The organism is Herbaspirillum sp. 3R11, assembly GCF_004563925.1.
Lineage (GTDB): Bacteria > Pseudomonadota > Gammaproteobacteria > Burkholderiales > Burkholderiaceae_D > Herbaspirillum.
The window spans coordinates 305,766-320,780 of the sequence record NZ_SPNJ01000004.1; the positions used below are offsets into that span (position 1 = coordinate 305,766).

At 61.7% G+C, this 15,015-nt stretch carries 13 protein-coding genes; 1 reads left to right on the forward strand and 12 read right to left on the reverse strand.

Translation table 11 applies throughout. The annotated features are described in order from the left end of the window. Nucleotides 1–156: 156 nt before the first annotated feature. The gene (locus E4P32_RS18350) at nt 157–1,131 is read right to left on the reverse strand and encodes a M23 family metallopeptidase (RefSeq protein ID WP_116435736.1); all 975 of its coding nucleotides are present in this window, start codon (nt 1,129–1,131) and stop codon (nt 157–159) included. 53 nt (nt 1,132–1,184) lie between these two features. Here E4P32_RS18350 and E4P32_RS18355 point away from each other — a divergent pair, with 53 nt between their 5' ends. Next, entirely contained in the window at nt 1,185–1,694 is a 510-nt protein-coding gene (locus E4P32_RS18355) for a DciA family protein (RefSeq protein ID WP_116435737.1), read from the forward strand. Between the two features lie 102 nt (nt 1,695–1,796). Here the strand turns inward: E4P32_RS18355 and lpxC are convergent, their stop codons facing one another. From lpxC to mraY, 11 genes are all read right to left on the reverse strand, one after another. Further along, the gene (gene lpxC, locus E4P32_RS18360) at nt 1,797–2,732 is read right to left on the reverse strand and encodes a UDP-3-O-acyl-N-acetylglucosamine deacetylase (protein ID WP_116435738.1); all 936 of its coding nucleotides are present in this window, start codon (nt 2,730–2,732) and stop codon (nt 1,797–1,799) included. Nucleotides 2,733–2,895: 163 nt separating this feature from the next. After that, nucleotides 2,896–3,402, reverse strand: coding sequence for a peroxiredoxin (locus E4P32_RS18365; protein ID WP_116435739.1), 507 nt, complete (start codon nt 3,400–3,402; stop codon nt 2,896–2,898). A 161-nt stretch (nt 3,403–3,563) separates the two neighbouring features. Beyond that, complete coding sequence (gene ftsZ / locus E4P32_RS18370; RefSeq protein WP_116435740.1) at nt 3,564–4,757, reverse strand: cell division protein FtsZ; 1,194 nt, start codon at nt 4,755–4,757, stop codon at nt 3,564–3,566. A 149-nt stretch (nt 4,758–4,906) separates the two neighbouring features. After that, nucleotides 4,907–6,139 carry a cell division protein FtsA gene (gene ftsA / locus E4P32_RS18375; RefSeq protein ID WP_007878109.1) on the reverse strand — a complete coding sequence of 411 codons (1,233 nt, stop codon included), beginning with the start codon at nt 6,137–6,139 and terminating at the stop codon, nt 4,907–4,909. A 10-nt stretch (nt 6,140–6,149) separates the two neighbouring features. Next, nucleotides 6,150–6,923, reverse strand: coding sequence for a cell division protein FtsQ/DivIB (locus tag E4P32_RS18380; RefSeq protein WP_116435741.1), 774 nt, complete (start codon nt 6,921–6,923; stop codon nt 6,150–6,152). Nucleotides 6,924–6,932: 9 nt separating this feature from the next. Then, complete coding sequence (locus tag E4P32_RS18385; protein ID WP_116435742.1) at nt 6,933–7,973, reverse strand: D-alanine--D-alanine ligase; 1,041 nt, start codon at nt 7,971–7,973, stop codon at nt 6,933–6,935. Next, nucleotides 7,973–9,394, reverse strand: a complete 1,422-nt coding sequence (gene murC, locus E4P32_RS18390) for a UDP-N-acetylmuramate--L-alanine ligase (RefSeq protein ID WP_116435743.1) — start codon at nt 9,392–9,394, stop codon at nt 7,973–7,975. The genes E4P32_RS18385 and murC overlap by 1 nt, the downstream gene beginning before the upstream one ends. Then, on the reverse strand, nt 9,391–10,488 hold the full coding sequence (gene murG, locus E4P32_RS18395) for an undecaprenyldiphospho-muramoylpentapeptide beta-N-acetylglucosaminyltransferase (RefSeq protein ID WP_116435744.1): 1,098 nt from the start codon (nt 10,486–10,488) through the stop codon (nt 9,391–9,393). Before murG ends, murC begins: the two co-directional genes overlap by 4 nt. Continuing rightward, nucleotides 10,485–11,618: a putative lipid II flippase FtsW gene (gene ftsW / locus E4P32_RS18400; protein ID WP_233526738.1), complete on the reverse strand. Its 1,134-nt coding sequence runs from the start codon at nt 11,616–11,618 to the stop codon at nt 10,485–10,487. Before ftsW ends, murG begins: the two co-directional genes overlap by 4 nt. A gap of 131 nt (nt 11,619–11,749) precedes the next feature. After that, entirely contained in the window at nt 11,750–13,810 is a 2,061-nt protein-coding gene (murD, locus tag E4P32_RS18405; protein ID WP_116435746.1) for a UDP-N-acetylmuramoyl-L-alanine--D-glutamate ligase, read from the reverse strand. 34 nt (nt 13,811–13,844) lie between these two features. After that, complete coding sequence (gene mraY, locus E4P32_RS18410; protein WP_016835724.1) at nt 13,845–15,014, reverse strand: phospho-N-acetylmuramoyl-pentapeptide-transferase; 1,170 nt, start codon at nt 15,012–15,014, stop codon at nt 13,845–13,847. Nucleotide 15,015: the final 1 nt, after the last annotated feature.

Genomic DNA, 15,015 nt, shown 5'->3' on the forward strand with positions numbered 1-15,015 from the left:
TGGCCGCCATCAATGGCGATACGCTAATTTCCAGGATGCAATGTTCTTGCGATCTTTCGATCTTTGCGGTGCACCTGAATGCGTGCGCGCTGAAATACTGTCAATAGATTGGGCTGAGACGCAAAGATTCAATATGCCTGGCGGAGCAAGGCCGGATCAGCGCCCGGCCACGAACACCGGCGCCGCTTTGGGGCCGCCGCCGGGACTGCCGAGAGCAAGGAACTTGCGCGGATCCTGGGCCACGCCGCGGATGCGCACTTCGAAATGCAGGTGCGGTCCGGTGGAACGGCCGGTGGTGCCGATGTCGGCCACGTGCTGGCCGCGCTTGACGATGTCGCCCACCTTCACGAACAGCTGCGAGGCGTGTGCATAGCGCGTGATGATGTCGTTGCCGTGGTCAATTTCCAGCATGTTGCCGAACTGGTAATGGTATTCCGCCGCGATCACCACGCCGGCTGCGGCTGCGACGATGGGCGTACCGGTCGAGGCTGGGAAATCGAGACCTTCATGAAACGCGTTATGCCCGGTGAACGGATCGAGGCGCCAGCCGAAGCTCGACGAGTTGTAGGCGACGTTGACCGGCGGATTGGTCGGCAGCAGGCGCGACTTGATCTTGTCGCTCATCAGCGTCGACTCCACCGCATTCATGTAATCGCCGCGATGGCCGACATCGACCGACAAGGCGTCCAGCATTTTTTGCAGCTCGCTCATGCCGAGCTCGCGGCCGGGGCCGCCGATGGACGACGTCTCGACGCCGCCGCGACCCGGCTTGTCCTTGAAGTTGAATTCTTCCGGACGCACGCCGGCCAGGCCCTGCACGCGTTCGCCGAGCGCGTCGAGGCGCATCAGCTGGGCTTGCATTTCACCGAGCTTGACCGCCATCACGGCGAGGTTTTCCTTCAGGTATTTGTCCTTGCGGTCGTCTTCCTGCTGCGTCATCGAGACCATCAGCTTGTGCAGCATCGGCGAACTGTCGCCGTCGGAGGCGTGGCGCAGCACCAGATACGACAGGCCCGCAGCCGAAGCTGCAATGCTCACCACCAGGAACAACAGCACCGCCACCACATGCCTGGAAGTCAGCGTGACCGACCGGGCGCGCGTGAAGCGCGGGTGCAGCAGAATAATTTGCATCTTTACTCCCTAGTCTCTCCTCCGCACGAGAGGAGATGTGATAAGGTTTAAAGATGAAGTATGCCTCCACATTTACCCCTTATCGCCGTGGCCCTTCGGCCGCGCAACTGAGGCGCAGGCCGCGGGACGCGACAGATTTCTTGCGGGCGGATAATGCCATGGCGACCCTGATGCCAGCCATTACCCGCATGGCGTCGCTGCAAAAAAGTTGTGCAGCGATTCTGCCGGCTATTTTCAAATCGTGCGACGTCATGAATTTCGAAGGCGGCCAGCTGGTATTGAGCATGCCCAATGCCGCGCTTGCAACCAAGCTCAAGCAACAGTTGCCGAAGTTGCAAGAACGCCTCGTCCAGGATGGATGGCAGGTTAATGCAATCCGCATCAAAGTACAAGTTGGCAAGAATTACGTGGTGCCGCCGACGCCGCGCCGGCAACTGATTTTGCCGAACCTGGCGGTGTCTTCATTCGCCGAGCTCAATGACGCACTGGAAGACTCGCCGCAAAATCAGGCCTTGAAGGCTGCATTGGCGAACATGGTACGCCGCAACACCGGCGTCAAATAGGAAGAAAACCGAAAGAAACCCCGCCTTGTTCTTGCTCTGGCGAAAGAACCGCGGCGGGGGCGATGGGAGGCTGGGATGGCTCCGGGCTGAACGCTTGGTTACTTAGTTAAGCGCCCACTCCTGCTTGGCCTGCATGACATACGTCTGCGGCGCCGACTCCAGCGTGTCGAAGGTCACGATGTCATACGCGTCGGGCTGATCCAGCAAGGCGCGCAACAACTGGTTGTTCATGCCGTGGCCGGACTTGTGGGCGTTGTAACTGGCCAGCAGCGGATGGCCGATCAGGTACAGGTCGCCGATGGCGTCGAGGATCTTGTGACGCACGAATTCATTCTCGTAACGCAAGCCGTCGGCGTTGAGGATGCGGTATTCGTCCATGACGATCGCGTTCTCGAACGAGCCGCCGCGCGCCAGGCCCATGCCGCGCAAGGTCTCGACATCCTGCATGAAACCGAAGGTGCGTGCGCGGGCGATTTCCTTGACGTAGGACTCGATGGCGAAATCGACTTCAGCGGTCTGGCCGGTGCCGTCCACTGCGGGATGGTTGAATTCGATGAAAAACTTGAGCTTGAAGCCGTTGTACGGTTCCAGGCGCGCCCACTTCTCCTTGGCGCCTTCGCCTTCACGCACTTCCACGGGCTTCTTCACGCGGATGAATTTCTTGGCGGCGTTCTGTTCCTGCAAACCCGCTTGTTGCAACAGGAAAACAAACGACGACGCCGAACCGTCCATGATCGGGATTTCTTCGGCGGTCAGGTCAATGTAGAGATTGTCGATGCCGAGGCCGGCGCAGGCCGACAACAGATGCTCGACGGTGGAAACCCGCGCGCCGTCCTTCGACAACACCGACGCCATGCGCGTATCACCCACGCCGGTGGCCGACGCGGGGAATTCCACGACCGGCTCGAGATCGATGCGACGGAAGATGATGCCGGTGTCGACCGCCGCCGGACGCAGGGTCAGTTCGACCTTGGTGCCGGAATGCAAACCGACGCCGACGGTCTGGACGAGATTCTTGATGGTGCGCTGTTTTAACATCCCGACATTATAGCCAAGATGCCATCCGGCCTGCTGCCGGCTCGCATACTGTTGCAAAAAAGTTCCGCACTGCAAAAAAACGTAAAAAAGCGCGGAGACAGCCCTTTCGGACCGCCTTCCGCGCCTTTCCGCTCAAACTGAGCGAACTGCTACCGACTGCAGATCAGCCCAGCTGACCCAGCAAGGTCTCAGCGTTCGACACTTCGAACTTGCCTGGCGCTTCCAGGTTCAGTTGCTTGACCACGCCGTCTTCGACCAGCATCGAATAGCGCTGCGAGCGTACGCCCATGCCCTTTTCGGTCAGGTCGAATTCCAGGCCCAGCGCCTTGGTCAGGGTGGCGCTGCCATCGGCCAGCATGCGCACGGCGCCGGCGGCTTTCTGTTCGCGGCCCCAGGCGCCCATCACGAACGCGTCGTTGACCGAGATGCACCAGATTTCATCGACGCCCTTGGCCTTGAACTCTGCCGCGTGCTGGATGTAGCCCGGCACGTGCTTGGCCGAACAGGTCGGCGTGAATGCGCCCGGCAGTGCAAACAGAGCAATCTTCTTGCCCTTGACCAGATCGGACACCTTGAACGTGTTCGGGCCGAGCGAGCAGCCTTCGGTTTCGGTCTCGATGAATTCAGCCAGGGCGCCTTCCGGCAGGCGATCGCCAACTTTGATGGTCATGATGATTTCCTTCTTGTGAGTAATTCGGGAATACGGGGATGCCATGGAACACAGGCAAAAAAACGCCGCGCTCGGAGGCGCGGCGCGCAGGCGATAGTATGCCCGTTTACAACGTCGGTTGCTGCCCGCCGAAACGGACGGCAACCGACGCCTGGTGTTGCTTAGTCCGCTTGCTTGCGCAGGAAAGCCGGAATGTCATAGGTTTCCATGCCATTCTTTTCCAGCGCGCGCACGGTGTCGGAAGCCGACTCGCGACGCCATACCGCCGGCGCCTTCATGCCGCCGAAAGCTGCGCCGGTTTGCGCGCCGCCGTTGGCGTTGTTCATCGTGCCGGTGCCGGCCATCATCGGTTCGTTGTGGGTACCGGTGCGCAGCATCGGCGTCTGCACCAGTTGCACCGACTTGCGGCTGCGGCCCAGGCCGGTTGCCACGACAGTCACGCGGATGTCGTCGCCCATGGCGTCGTCGTACGCGATGCCTTGCGCGATCGATGCATCAGGAGCGGCGAAAGCGCGCACGGTTGCCATGACTTCCTTGATTTCCTTGCCCTTCAGGTTGCGGCTGGCGGTCACGTTGACCAGCACGCCGCGCGCGCCGGACAGATCGATACCGTCGAGCAGCGGCGATGCCACTGCCTGCTCCGCCGCCACGCGGGCGCGGTCCATGCCGGAAGCGGTGGCCGTACCCATCATGGCCTTGCCCTGCTCGCCCATGATGGTCTTGACGTCGTTGAAGTCGACGTTGATGTGACCAGGCACGTTGATGATTTCAGCGATACCGGCGACGGCGTTGTTCAGCACGTCATCGGCATGACCCAGCCATTCGATCATGCTGTCATCTTCGTAGATCTCTTCCAGCTTTTCGTTCAGGATGATGATCAGGGAGTCGACATGCTGCCCCAGTTCTTCCAGACCCTGGTCGGCGATATCCATGCACTTCTGGCCTTCGTACGAGAACGGCTTGGAGACCACCGCAACCGTCAGCGCGCCCAGCGACTTGGCGACTTCGGCCACCACCGGCGCAGCGCCGGTGCCGGTGCCGCCGCCCATGCCTGCGGCGATGAACACCATGTGCGCACCGCGCAGCGCATCTTCGATGCGCGAACGGGTTTCTTCCGCCAGACGGCGGCCGACTTGCGGCTGCATGCCTGCGCCCAGACCGGTTTCACCGATCTGGATGACGTTGTCGGCCTTCGACATTTTCAGTGCTTGCGCATCTGTATTGGCCACAATGAACTCAACACCGGACACGCCTCTGTTGATCATGTGTTGCACCGCGTTGCCGCCTGCACCGCCCACGCCCACGACCTTGATGATCGTGCCGAGAGTGGCATTGTCGAGCATATTTATTTCCATGATGACTCCTTAAATATATGTATGTGCAGCTTGCAGTTGATAGGCATCACGCGGTGTGACGACTAGCAACTGAGAACTGCGTGTTGCTGATCCGAAGACTGAATAACTAAAAACCAAATTGAACATTGAAAACTGAATAATGCGACCGCTTAAAAATTGCCTAGAAACCATTCCTTCATACGCTGCCAGATTGCCTTTACCGAACCTTCCTGACGGGTCACGATGTACCCGCGCAGATACTGCTTTTTCGCTTCCAACAACAACCCCAATACGGTGGAATAGCGTGGACTGCGCACCACGTCGGCCAACTGCCCGCTGTATTCCGGCGTCCCCAGGCGGGCCGGCTTGAGGAAAATGTCCTCCGCCAGCTCAATCATTCCCGGCATCATCGCGGAGCCGCCGGTGAGGACAATGCCAGACGACAGCACCTCTTCGTAACCGGACTCGCGCACCACCTGATGCACCAATGCAAACAACTCTTCCACACGCGGCTCGATCACTGCCGCCAGCGCCTGGCGCGACAGGGTGCGCGGATTGCGGTCACCTAGGCCCGGCACTTCCAGCGTCTCGGTTGGATCCGCCAGGATCTGCTTGGCCACGCCGTAGCGCAGCTTGATTTCTTCCGCCTCCAGCGTCGGCGTGCGCAAGGCCATCGCGATGTCGTTGGTGATCTGATCGCCGGCGATCGGGATCACTGCGGTGTGACGGATCGCGCCTTCGGTAAACACCGCCACGTCGGTGGTGCCGCCGCCGATGTCGACCAGCACCACGCCCAGTTCACGTTCATCCGGCGTCAGCACGGAATCGGCCGAAGCCATCGGTTGCAAAATCAGATCCGATACTTCCAGACCACAGCGACGTACACACTTGACAATGTTCTGCACCGCCGACACCGCGCCGGTCACGATGTGCACTTTTACCTCGAGTCGGATGCCGCTCATGCCGATTGGTTCACGCACATCTTCCTGATTGTCGACGATGAATTCCTGCGGCACGGTATGCAGCAATTGCTGGTCGGTCGGGATGTTGACGGCCTTGGCGGTTTCGATCACGCGCGACACGTCCGCGGCGCTGACTTCCTTGTCCTTGATCGCCACCATGCCGCTCGAATTGAAGCTGCGGATATGGCTGCCCGCGATGCCGGTGTAGACATTGCGGATCTTGCAGTCGGCCATCAGCTCGGCCTCTTCGAGCGCGCGCTGGATCGATTCGACCGTGGCTTCGATGTTGACCACCACGCCCTTCTTCAATCCCTTGGATTCGGACTGGCCCAGGCCGATCACTTCGTGGCGTCCGTCCTGCAATACTTCCGCCACCACGGCCACCACCTTGGAGGTGCCGATGTCGAGACCGACGATCAGGTTTTTTGCGTCTTTTGTCATATCGTTCCGCTTATTTTTTCTTTCCGTTCAATGCAGCCAGTACCAGTCCATCCGCCTTCAGCGCCAGACCGTTCGGGTAACGCATGTCGACATTTTCAATCTTCTTCCCCTGCAGGCGATCCACCAGTTGTGGATAGACCGAGACCAGCCTGGCAATTCTTTCCTTCAGCGTGGCGTCGCTTTCAGCACGCCCCAGCTCCACCGTGAGACCGTTGTCCAGCTTGACTGTCCACGCATAGCGGTTGGACAAGGCGACCGATTCCGGCTCCAGCTTGATCGGCGCGAACCAGTTGCGGAACTGGTCGAAGCGCGCCACCACTTCCTTCTCGCTGCCGACCGGTCCGTCAAACTCCAGCAAATCGCCGTCGTCTTCCGCCTCCGCCAGATTGGCGGTAAATACATCACCCTTGACCGACAGCAAACGGCCGTCGTCGCCCCAGGTGCCAAGCGCGCGATGCTCTTCCAGCGTCACGATCAGCTTGTTCGGCCATTCACGCCGCACCATCGCCTTGCGCACCCACGGCACCGACTCAAACGCGGCACGCACCGCATCGAGGTCGGCGGTAAAGAAATTGCCCTTGATGCGCGGCACCGCGCTGGCGCGTATCGTCAGCGGGTTGACGCGCCGCAACTGTTCTTCGGCCACGCCTTCGACGCGTATCGTCCTGAGCGTAAACATCGGCCGCTGCGCCAGCCACCACAGTCCGGACGCCAGCAACGCCAACGCCACCAGCGCCAGCAGGGCGTTGGTGGTTGCGTTGAGCATCTTGACGTCTTGCCACATTGTTGCGCCTTATCCTTTGTCCGAAGCGTTGGTGTCGCTGACATTTGTCGACGCATGCGATTTCCACGCGTCGGACGGCTTCAGGTCGAGCGCCGCGAATTTCAGAATCTCGTAGCACAAATCTTCATACGTCATCCCCGCCTGGCGGGCCGACATCGGCACCAGTGAGTGTCCGGTCATGCCCGGCGAGGTGTTGATCTCCAGCAGGAACGGTTCGTTGTCAGAGGCCCGCAGCATGAAGTCCACGCGCGACCAGCCGCGGCAACCGAGCGCGTTGTAGGCCTTCACCGCCAGTTCCTCGATACGCTGCGTCAGCGCTTCGTCGAGCGGTGCCGGGCACAGGTACTTGGTGTCGTCGGTGAAATACTTGTGCTGATAGTCGTAGTTGCCTTCCGGCGCGCGGATCTCGATGACAGGGAAGGCTTTGGCCTTGTTGTCCCCGCTCGTGCCCTTGCCCATCACCGGCACGGTCAGTTCACGGCCAGTGACGAATTCTTCCGCCAGCACCACCGCGTCGTATTGCGCGCACAGGTCGAAACCTTCCTGCATGTCCGAATAGCCCGCCACCTTGGCGATGCCGATGGTCGAACCTTCATGCGGCGCCTTCAGCATCAGCGGCAAGCCGAGCACGTCCGGCACCTGGCGCAATTCTTCACGCGGCGTGGAGGCGCTGTCGAGCACGATGAAACGCGGCGTCGGCAAGTCGTGGCCGATCCAGATGCGCTTGGTCATGACCTTGTCCATGGCGATCGAGGACGCCATCACGCCGGGACCGGTGTAAGGAATGCCGAGTTGCTCCAGCGCGCCTTGCAGCGTGCCGTCTTCGCCGTAACGACCGTGCAGCGCGATGAACACGCGGTCGAACTTCTCCGCCGCCAGTTCCGCCAGGCTGCGTTCGGCCGGATCGAAAGGATGCGCGTCGACGCCCTTGCTGCGCAGTGCCTTGAGCACACCGGCGCCGGACATCAGCGATACTTCGCGCTCGGCGGAGCGACCGCCGAACAGCACACCGACCTTGCCAAATCCGGCAGCTTGATTGATTTGATTCATCACGCCCCCTGTCCTTGACCTTGACCCTGTGCCGCCAGCTTGGCCGGCACGCCGCTGATGGAGCCGGCGCCCATGGTCATGACGACGTCGCCGTCGCGCACCACATTCAGAATTGTTGCCGGCATGTCGGCGATGTCTTCGACGAACACCGGCTCGACCTTGCCCGCCACGCGCAAGGCATGCGCCAGCGCGCGGCCATCGGCGGCGACAATCGGTTGCTCGCCGGCGGCGTAAACTTCGGCCAGCACCAGCACGTCGGTTGTCGACAGCACCTTGACGAAATCTTCGAACAAATCGCGCGTACGGGTGTAGCGATGCGGCTGGAACGCCAGCACCAGGCGACGGCCCGGATAAGCGCCGCGCGCTGCGGAAATGGTGGCTGCAGTCTCGACCGGATGGTGGCCGTAATCGTCCACCAGCGTGAAGGAGCCGGCCGGTTTGCCGGCGGCGTCCTGCAGCTGTACGTCGCCGTAGCGCGTGAAGCGGCGGCCGACGCCGTTGAATTCGGTCAGCGCCTTTTGCGTATCGGCGTCAGCGACATCGAGCTCGCGCGCAATTGCCACGGCGGCGCAGGCGTTCTGCACGTTGTGCATGCCGGGCTGGTTCAGGCTCACCTGCATCGGCTCGTAGCCATCCTGGATCACGGTGAATTCCATCTTGCCGTCGACGGCCTTGGCGTCGATTGCGCGGATATCGGCGTCTTCATGGAAGCCGTAGGTCAGGATAGGCTTGGAAATCATCGGCATGATTTCGCGCACGTGCGGATCGTCCAGGCACACTACTGCGACGCCGTAGAACGGCAAGCGCTGGGTGAACTCGACGAAGGCCTGCTTGAGCTTGGCGAAATCGTGGTTATAGGTTTCCATGTGATCGGCATCGATGTTCGTGATGACTTCGATCACCGGCGTCAGATTCAGGAAAGATGCGTCCGACTCGTCGGCCTCGGCCACGATGAAGTCGCCCGAGCCGAGCTTGGCGTTGGCGCCGGCGCTGGTCAGGCGGCCGCCGATGACGAAAGTCGGATCGAGTCCGCCTTGCGCCAGCACGCTCGCCACCAGGCTGGTGGTAGTGGTCTTGCCGTGCGTACCGGCAATCGCGATGCCCTGCTTCAGGCGCATCAGTTCGCCCAGCATGACCGCGCGCGGCACGATGGGGATATGTTTCTTGCGCGCCGCCACCACTTCCGGATTGTCGCCCTTGACCGCTGTCGAGGTGACGATGGCGTCGGCGTTGTCAATGTTCTCGGCCGCATGGCCATAGAGGATGCGCGCACCCAGTTGCGCCAGGCGCTGCGTGGCCGCGTTGCTGCCCAGATCCGAGCCGGACACGCCGTAGCCCAGATTCAGCAAGACCTCGGCAATGCCGCTCATTCCTGAGCCGCCAATGCCGACGAAGTGAATATTTTTAACCCGATGTTTCATTGCTTTACCAGTCTTTCCAGCACCTGCGCAATCGCCTCATTGGCGTTGCGCCTGCCTTGTTCATATGCCGCCAACGCCATTTCCAGGCAGGCAGGCCGATCCATTTTTTGCAGCAACGCCGCCAGGCTGTCCGGCGTCAGTTCCGTCTGCGGCAAATGCACTGCCGCCTTGTTTTGCGCCATCCATTTGGCGTTGTCGCGCTGATGCGAAGTAGTCGACGCCACCAAAGGCACCAGCACGCTGGCCACACCTGCCGCCGTCAGTTCCGACACGGTGATCGCACCGGCGCGGCAGATCACCAGGTCGGCGTCGGTGTAGCGGCGCGGCATGTCGTCGATGAAATCCACCACTTCCGCATCAACGCCCGCCTGCGCATAGGCCGCACGCAAGGCGTCGATATGCTGCTTGCCGGACTGATGCGTCACCAGCGGACGCTGATCCGGCGGCAGTTTCGCCAGCGCAGCCGGCACGCATTCATTCAATACTTTTGCGCCCAGGCTGCCACCCACCACCAGGATGCGCAGCGGGCCGTCGTGAGCGGCGTAACGCGTCGCCGGCAACGGCAGCGCCAGGATTTCCTTGCGCACCGGATTGCCGGTGACTTCCGCCTTGGCGGCCGCCTTGCCGAAATCGGCAGGAAAACCGAACAACACCTTGTCGGCCAGCGGCGCCAGCGTCTTGTTCGACAGCAGCAAGGCGGCGTCGGCATTGACCAGCGCCAGCGGCACACCGCGCAGACGCGCCATCGCACCGCCCGGCACCGTCACGTACCCACCCATGCCCAGCACCACGTCGGGCCGGCGCTTGCCGATGATCCCGTAGCACGCGCCGAAACTTGCAATCATTCGCCACACACCCTTGACGGTATGCGCAAGACCCTTGCCGCGCAGACCCGCGAAGACGATGGAATCCATCTCGACGCCGTGCTTGGGCACCAGCTCGCGCTCCATGCCGTGCGTCGTGCCCAGCCAGGAAACCTGCCAGCCGCGCGCACGCATGGTGTCGGCGATCGCCAGGCCCGGGAAGATATGTCCGCCGGTGCCGGCTGCCATGATCAGCAGGCGCTTGTTCTTTTGCTGATGTGTCGACGTCATAGTCGCCCTCCCCGCATCAGCACGCGGTTTTCATAGTCGATGCGCAGCAGGATCGCCAGGCCGACGCAATTGATCAGCACGCCCGAGCCGCCGTAGCTCATCAGCGGCAAGGTCAAACCCTTGGTCGGCAGCAAGCCGAGATTCACGCCCATGTTGATGAAGGTCTGCACGCCGATCCAGATGCCGATGCCCTTGGCGACCAGGCCGGCGAACGTCAGGTCCAGCGCGATCGCCTGGCGGCCGATTTCGAAGGCATGCTTGATCAGCCAGTAGAACAGCAGCACCACCACCAGCACGCCGGCAAACCCGAGTTCCTCGCCGATCACGGCCAGCAGGAAGTCGGTATGCGCTTCCGGCAGATAGTGCAATTTTTCCACGCTGCCGCCGAGTCCGACGCCGAACAGCTCGCCGCGACCGAAGGCGATCAGCGAGTGCGACAACTGATAGGCCTTGCCGAGCGCGTTCTCTTCCACCCACGGATTCATGTAGGCAAAAATCCGCTCCCGCCGCCATGGCGACAAGATGATCACCAGCGAAAAAATCCCCACCAGCGTGGCGCCGATGCCGCCGAACCAGACGCCGTTGATGCCGCCCAAGAACAGGATGCCCATGGCGATGCAGACGATCACGCCGAAGGCGCCGAGGTCGGGCTCCAGCAGCAACAGCAAACCGACCACGCCCACCGCCAGCGTCATCGGCATGAAACCCTTGGTCAGCTTGTGCATCACTTCCTGCTTGCGCACCGTGTAGTCGGCGGCGTAAAGCACGATGAACAGCTTCATCAATTCCGACGGCTGCAGATTGAACACCTTGAACGACAGCCAGCGCTTGGCGCCGTTGACGCCCTTGCCGATGCCCGGGATCAGCACCATCGCCAGCAGGATCAGCGTACCGACGAACAGATACGGCGCCAGCTTTTGCCAGGTCTCGATCTTGATGCGGAACACCAGCAGGCCGGCCAGCAGCGAGACGCCGATGAACATGGCCTGGCGGATCAGGAAATGCGCCGTCTTGTAGTTCGCGTACTTGGGCGAGTCGGGCAAGGCGATCGATGCCGAATACACCATGACCATGCCGAACAGCATGAGCAGCAACACCACCCACACCAGCGGCTGGTCGTACTCCATCATGCGTGAACGCTGCTCGATGCCGCTGATGCCCTTCAGGCTGCCGCTGTTGCTGCCCGAGCGCGCGCTACCGCGCACGCCAGGTTCATCCTTGGCGCCGAACCAGCCGGTGATCGAGGGCAGCGTCAGTTTCATCACATCACCTCGCCACGCGACAAGGCCAGCTCACGCACGGCGTCAACGAAGACTTCGGCGCGATGCCCGTAGTTGCGGAACATGTCGAAGCTGGCGCACGCCGGCGACAGCAGCACGGCGTCGCCGCCCTGCGCCATGGCGCCGGCTTTCTCGACGGCTTCTTCCAGCGTTGCGCAGTCGATCAGTTCGACGCCGCTGTCGGTGACGGCGCTGCGGATGGCGCCGGCATCGCGACCGATCAGGAACACGGCGCGGCCGTATTTCGCCAGCGGTTCGGCCAGCGGCGCGAAATCCTGTCCCTTGCCTTCGCCGCCGGCGATCAGCAACAGGCGATTCGGTTTGCCGCCGTGACCTAGGCCATTGAGCGCGGCAACAGTAGCGCCGACATTGGTGCCCTTGCTGTCGTCGTAATATTCGACGTCCTGGATGGTCGTGACCAGCTCGACGCGGTGCGGCTCGCCGGTGTATTCGCGCAGGCCGTGCAGCAGCGGCGCCAGCGGCAGGTCGACGGCGCGGCACAGCGCCAGCGCGGCCAGACCGTTGAGCGCATTGTGCAGGCCGCGAATGCGCAAGGCATCGGCGGGCATCAGGCGCTTGAGCTGGAATGGCTGCTCGACCACTTCCTTGGGATCCTTCTTGCGGCGGCGACCTTCGGGCTTTTCTTCATCTTCGATGACGACGGCGTTGGCCAGCCACAGCATGCCGTTTTCATCGACCAGGCCGAAGTCGCCGGCTTTCGTCGGTTCGCCCATGCCGAAGCTGGAAACGATGGCGCCCGGCTTGGTCATCTGCATTACCAGAGCATCGTCGCGGTTGAGCACGCGCACGGTGCCGTCGCCGAAAATCTTGGCCTTGTCGGCGGCGTAGGCGTCCATGTCGCCGTGCCAGTCGAGATGATCCTGGGTCACGTTGAGCACGGTCGCGGCGCTGGGCTGCAGGCTGTGCGTCGAATGCAACTGGAAGCTCGACAACTCCAGCACCCAGGCTTGCGGCAGGATGCCGGTGTAGACTTTTTCGGGCTCCGGCGGCGGTAGTTCGAGTTGCAACGGCGTCGTGTCTTCTTCGTCGGCAGGTACAACTTCAGGCATGGCCGATTCTTGTTCGAACTCATCCTGCGCCGCTTGAACCTCGGCATCGGCGATGGCTTCTTGCTGCGCGTCACCTTCGACCGTGGCCGAGTTTGAGTCCGCGTCCGCGTCAGGATCGGCGGATGCCTCGACGCTCAGCACGGCGTCGCCCTCGATCAGTGCCGCCTGTGTCGCCGGTGCGTTTGCTTCTTTCGATTCATTTGCGGCTTCGTCGATCGCAGCCTGCAATTCGGCTGCTTCTTCCTGCTCGCGCAACTCCATCTGCGCCGACGCGGCTGCTGCAAGTGCAGCCTCTTCGGCCGCCTTCCGCTCAGCTTCGGCGGCCTCGATGGCGGCTTGCTGTGCAACTTCCGCGGCCAGCTTTTCCGCTTCCACGGCATCGGCTTCGGCCTGCAAAGCTGCCGCTTCCTGTTCAATGCGCAATTGCTCGGCAACCACCTTGGCATGTGCTTCGTCGTCGATCAGCGCCTGGCGCAGGACATCCAGCACGGCCGGGCTGATGTTGCCGGCGACCTTCGTCGTCAACCCTGCGCGACGGCACAGCATGCCGGTCAGGCTGGTGACGGTGGTCTTGCCGTTGGTGCCGGTGATGGCCAATACTTTCGGCGCGTAGGCGCGCTCTTCGCGCAATGCCGCCAGGGCTTGCGCGAACAATTCCATTTCACCCCACAGCGGGATGTTGCGTTCGCTCGCGGCGGCGGACACGGCCGCCAGTTCGCGTCCGGGCGCCAGGCCGGGGCTGACGGCGACGAAGTCGACGCCGTCCAGCAAACCGGCCGACAAGGCCTGGCCGCCGACGAATTCGATATCGCCGGACACTGCGCGCAATGCCGCCAGACGCTCGGCCACGGCCTGCTCGTCGCGGGTGTCGGCCACACGCACGCGCGCGCCGCAATGGACCAGCCATTGCGCCATCGCCAGACCGGATTCACCGAGTCCGAGCACCAGAGCGTGTTTATCGACGTAATTCATTCTTTATTACCTGAGTCTTTCTAAAGTGATCCGCTCAACGCAATTTCAGCGTCGACAGACCGAACAGCACCAGCATCATCGTGATGATCCAGAAGCGCACCACGACTTGTGTTTCTTTCCAACCCTTTTGTTCATAGTGATGGTGCAACGGCGCCATCAGCAGAACGCGTTTACCAACGCCGTAGCGCTTCTTGGTAAATTTGAAATACGCTACCTGGATCATCACCGACAGCGTCTCCACCACGAAGATGCCGCCCATGATGAACAGCACGATTTCCTGGCGCACAATCACGGCGATGGTGCCGAGCGCACCGCCCAGCGCCAAGGCGCCGACGTCGCCCATGAACACTTGCGCGGGATAAGCGTTGTACCAGAGGAAAGCCAGGCCCGCGCCGGCCATCGCGCCGCAGAAAATCAGCAATTCGCCGGCGCCCGGAATATGCGGGATGAACAGATATTTGGCATAGCTGGCGCTGCCGGTCAGGTAAGCGAAGATGCCCAACGCACCGCCGACCAGCACGGTCGGCATGATCGCCAGGCCATCCAGGCCGTCCGTCAGGTTGACCGCATTGCTGGTGCCGACGATGACGAAATAGGTCAGCGCGATGAAGCCCCACACGCCCAGCGGATAGCTGACGGTCTTGAAGAACGGCACGATCAGATCGGCCTTGGGCGGCAGGTCGAGGTTGAAGCCCGATTGCACCCAGGCGAAGAACAGATCCAGCACCTTCATGTTGCTGACTTCGGACACCGAGAACGCCAGGTAGAACGCCGCCACCAGACCGATCAGCGATTGCCAGAAATACTTTTCACGCGAACGCATGCCGTTCGGATCCTTGTAGACCACCTTGCGGTAATCGTCGACCCAGCCGACGGTGCCAAAGCCGAGCGTGACAATCAGTACGATCCAGACGAAGCGATTGCTGAGGTCCGCCCACAGCAGCGTCGAAATGCCGATGCCGATCAGGATCAGCACGCCGCCCATGGTGGGCGTGCCGGATTTGATCAGGTGCGTTTGCGGGCCGTCGGTGCGCACGGCCTGGCCGACCTTGAGCAAGGTCAGCATGCGGATGACCGCCGGACCGGCGACGAGGCCGATCAACAGCGCCGTCAGCGTCGCAAACACGGCGCGGAAGGTGATGAAGTTGAAAACGCGCAGGAAACTGAAATCCTGCTGAAAATTCTGAGCCAGCCAAAGCAGCATG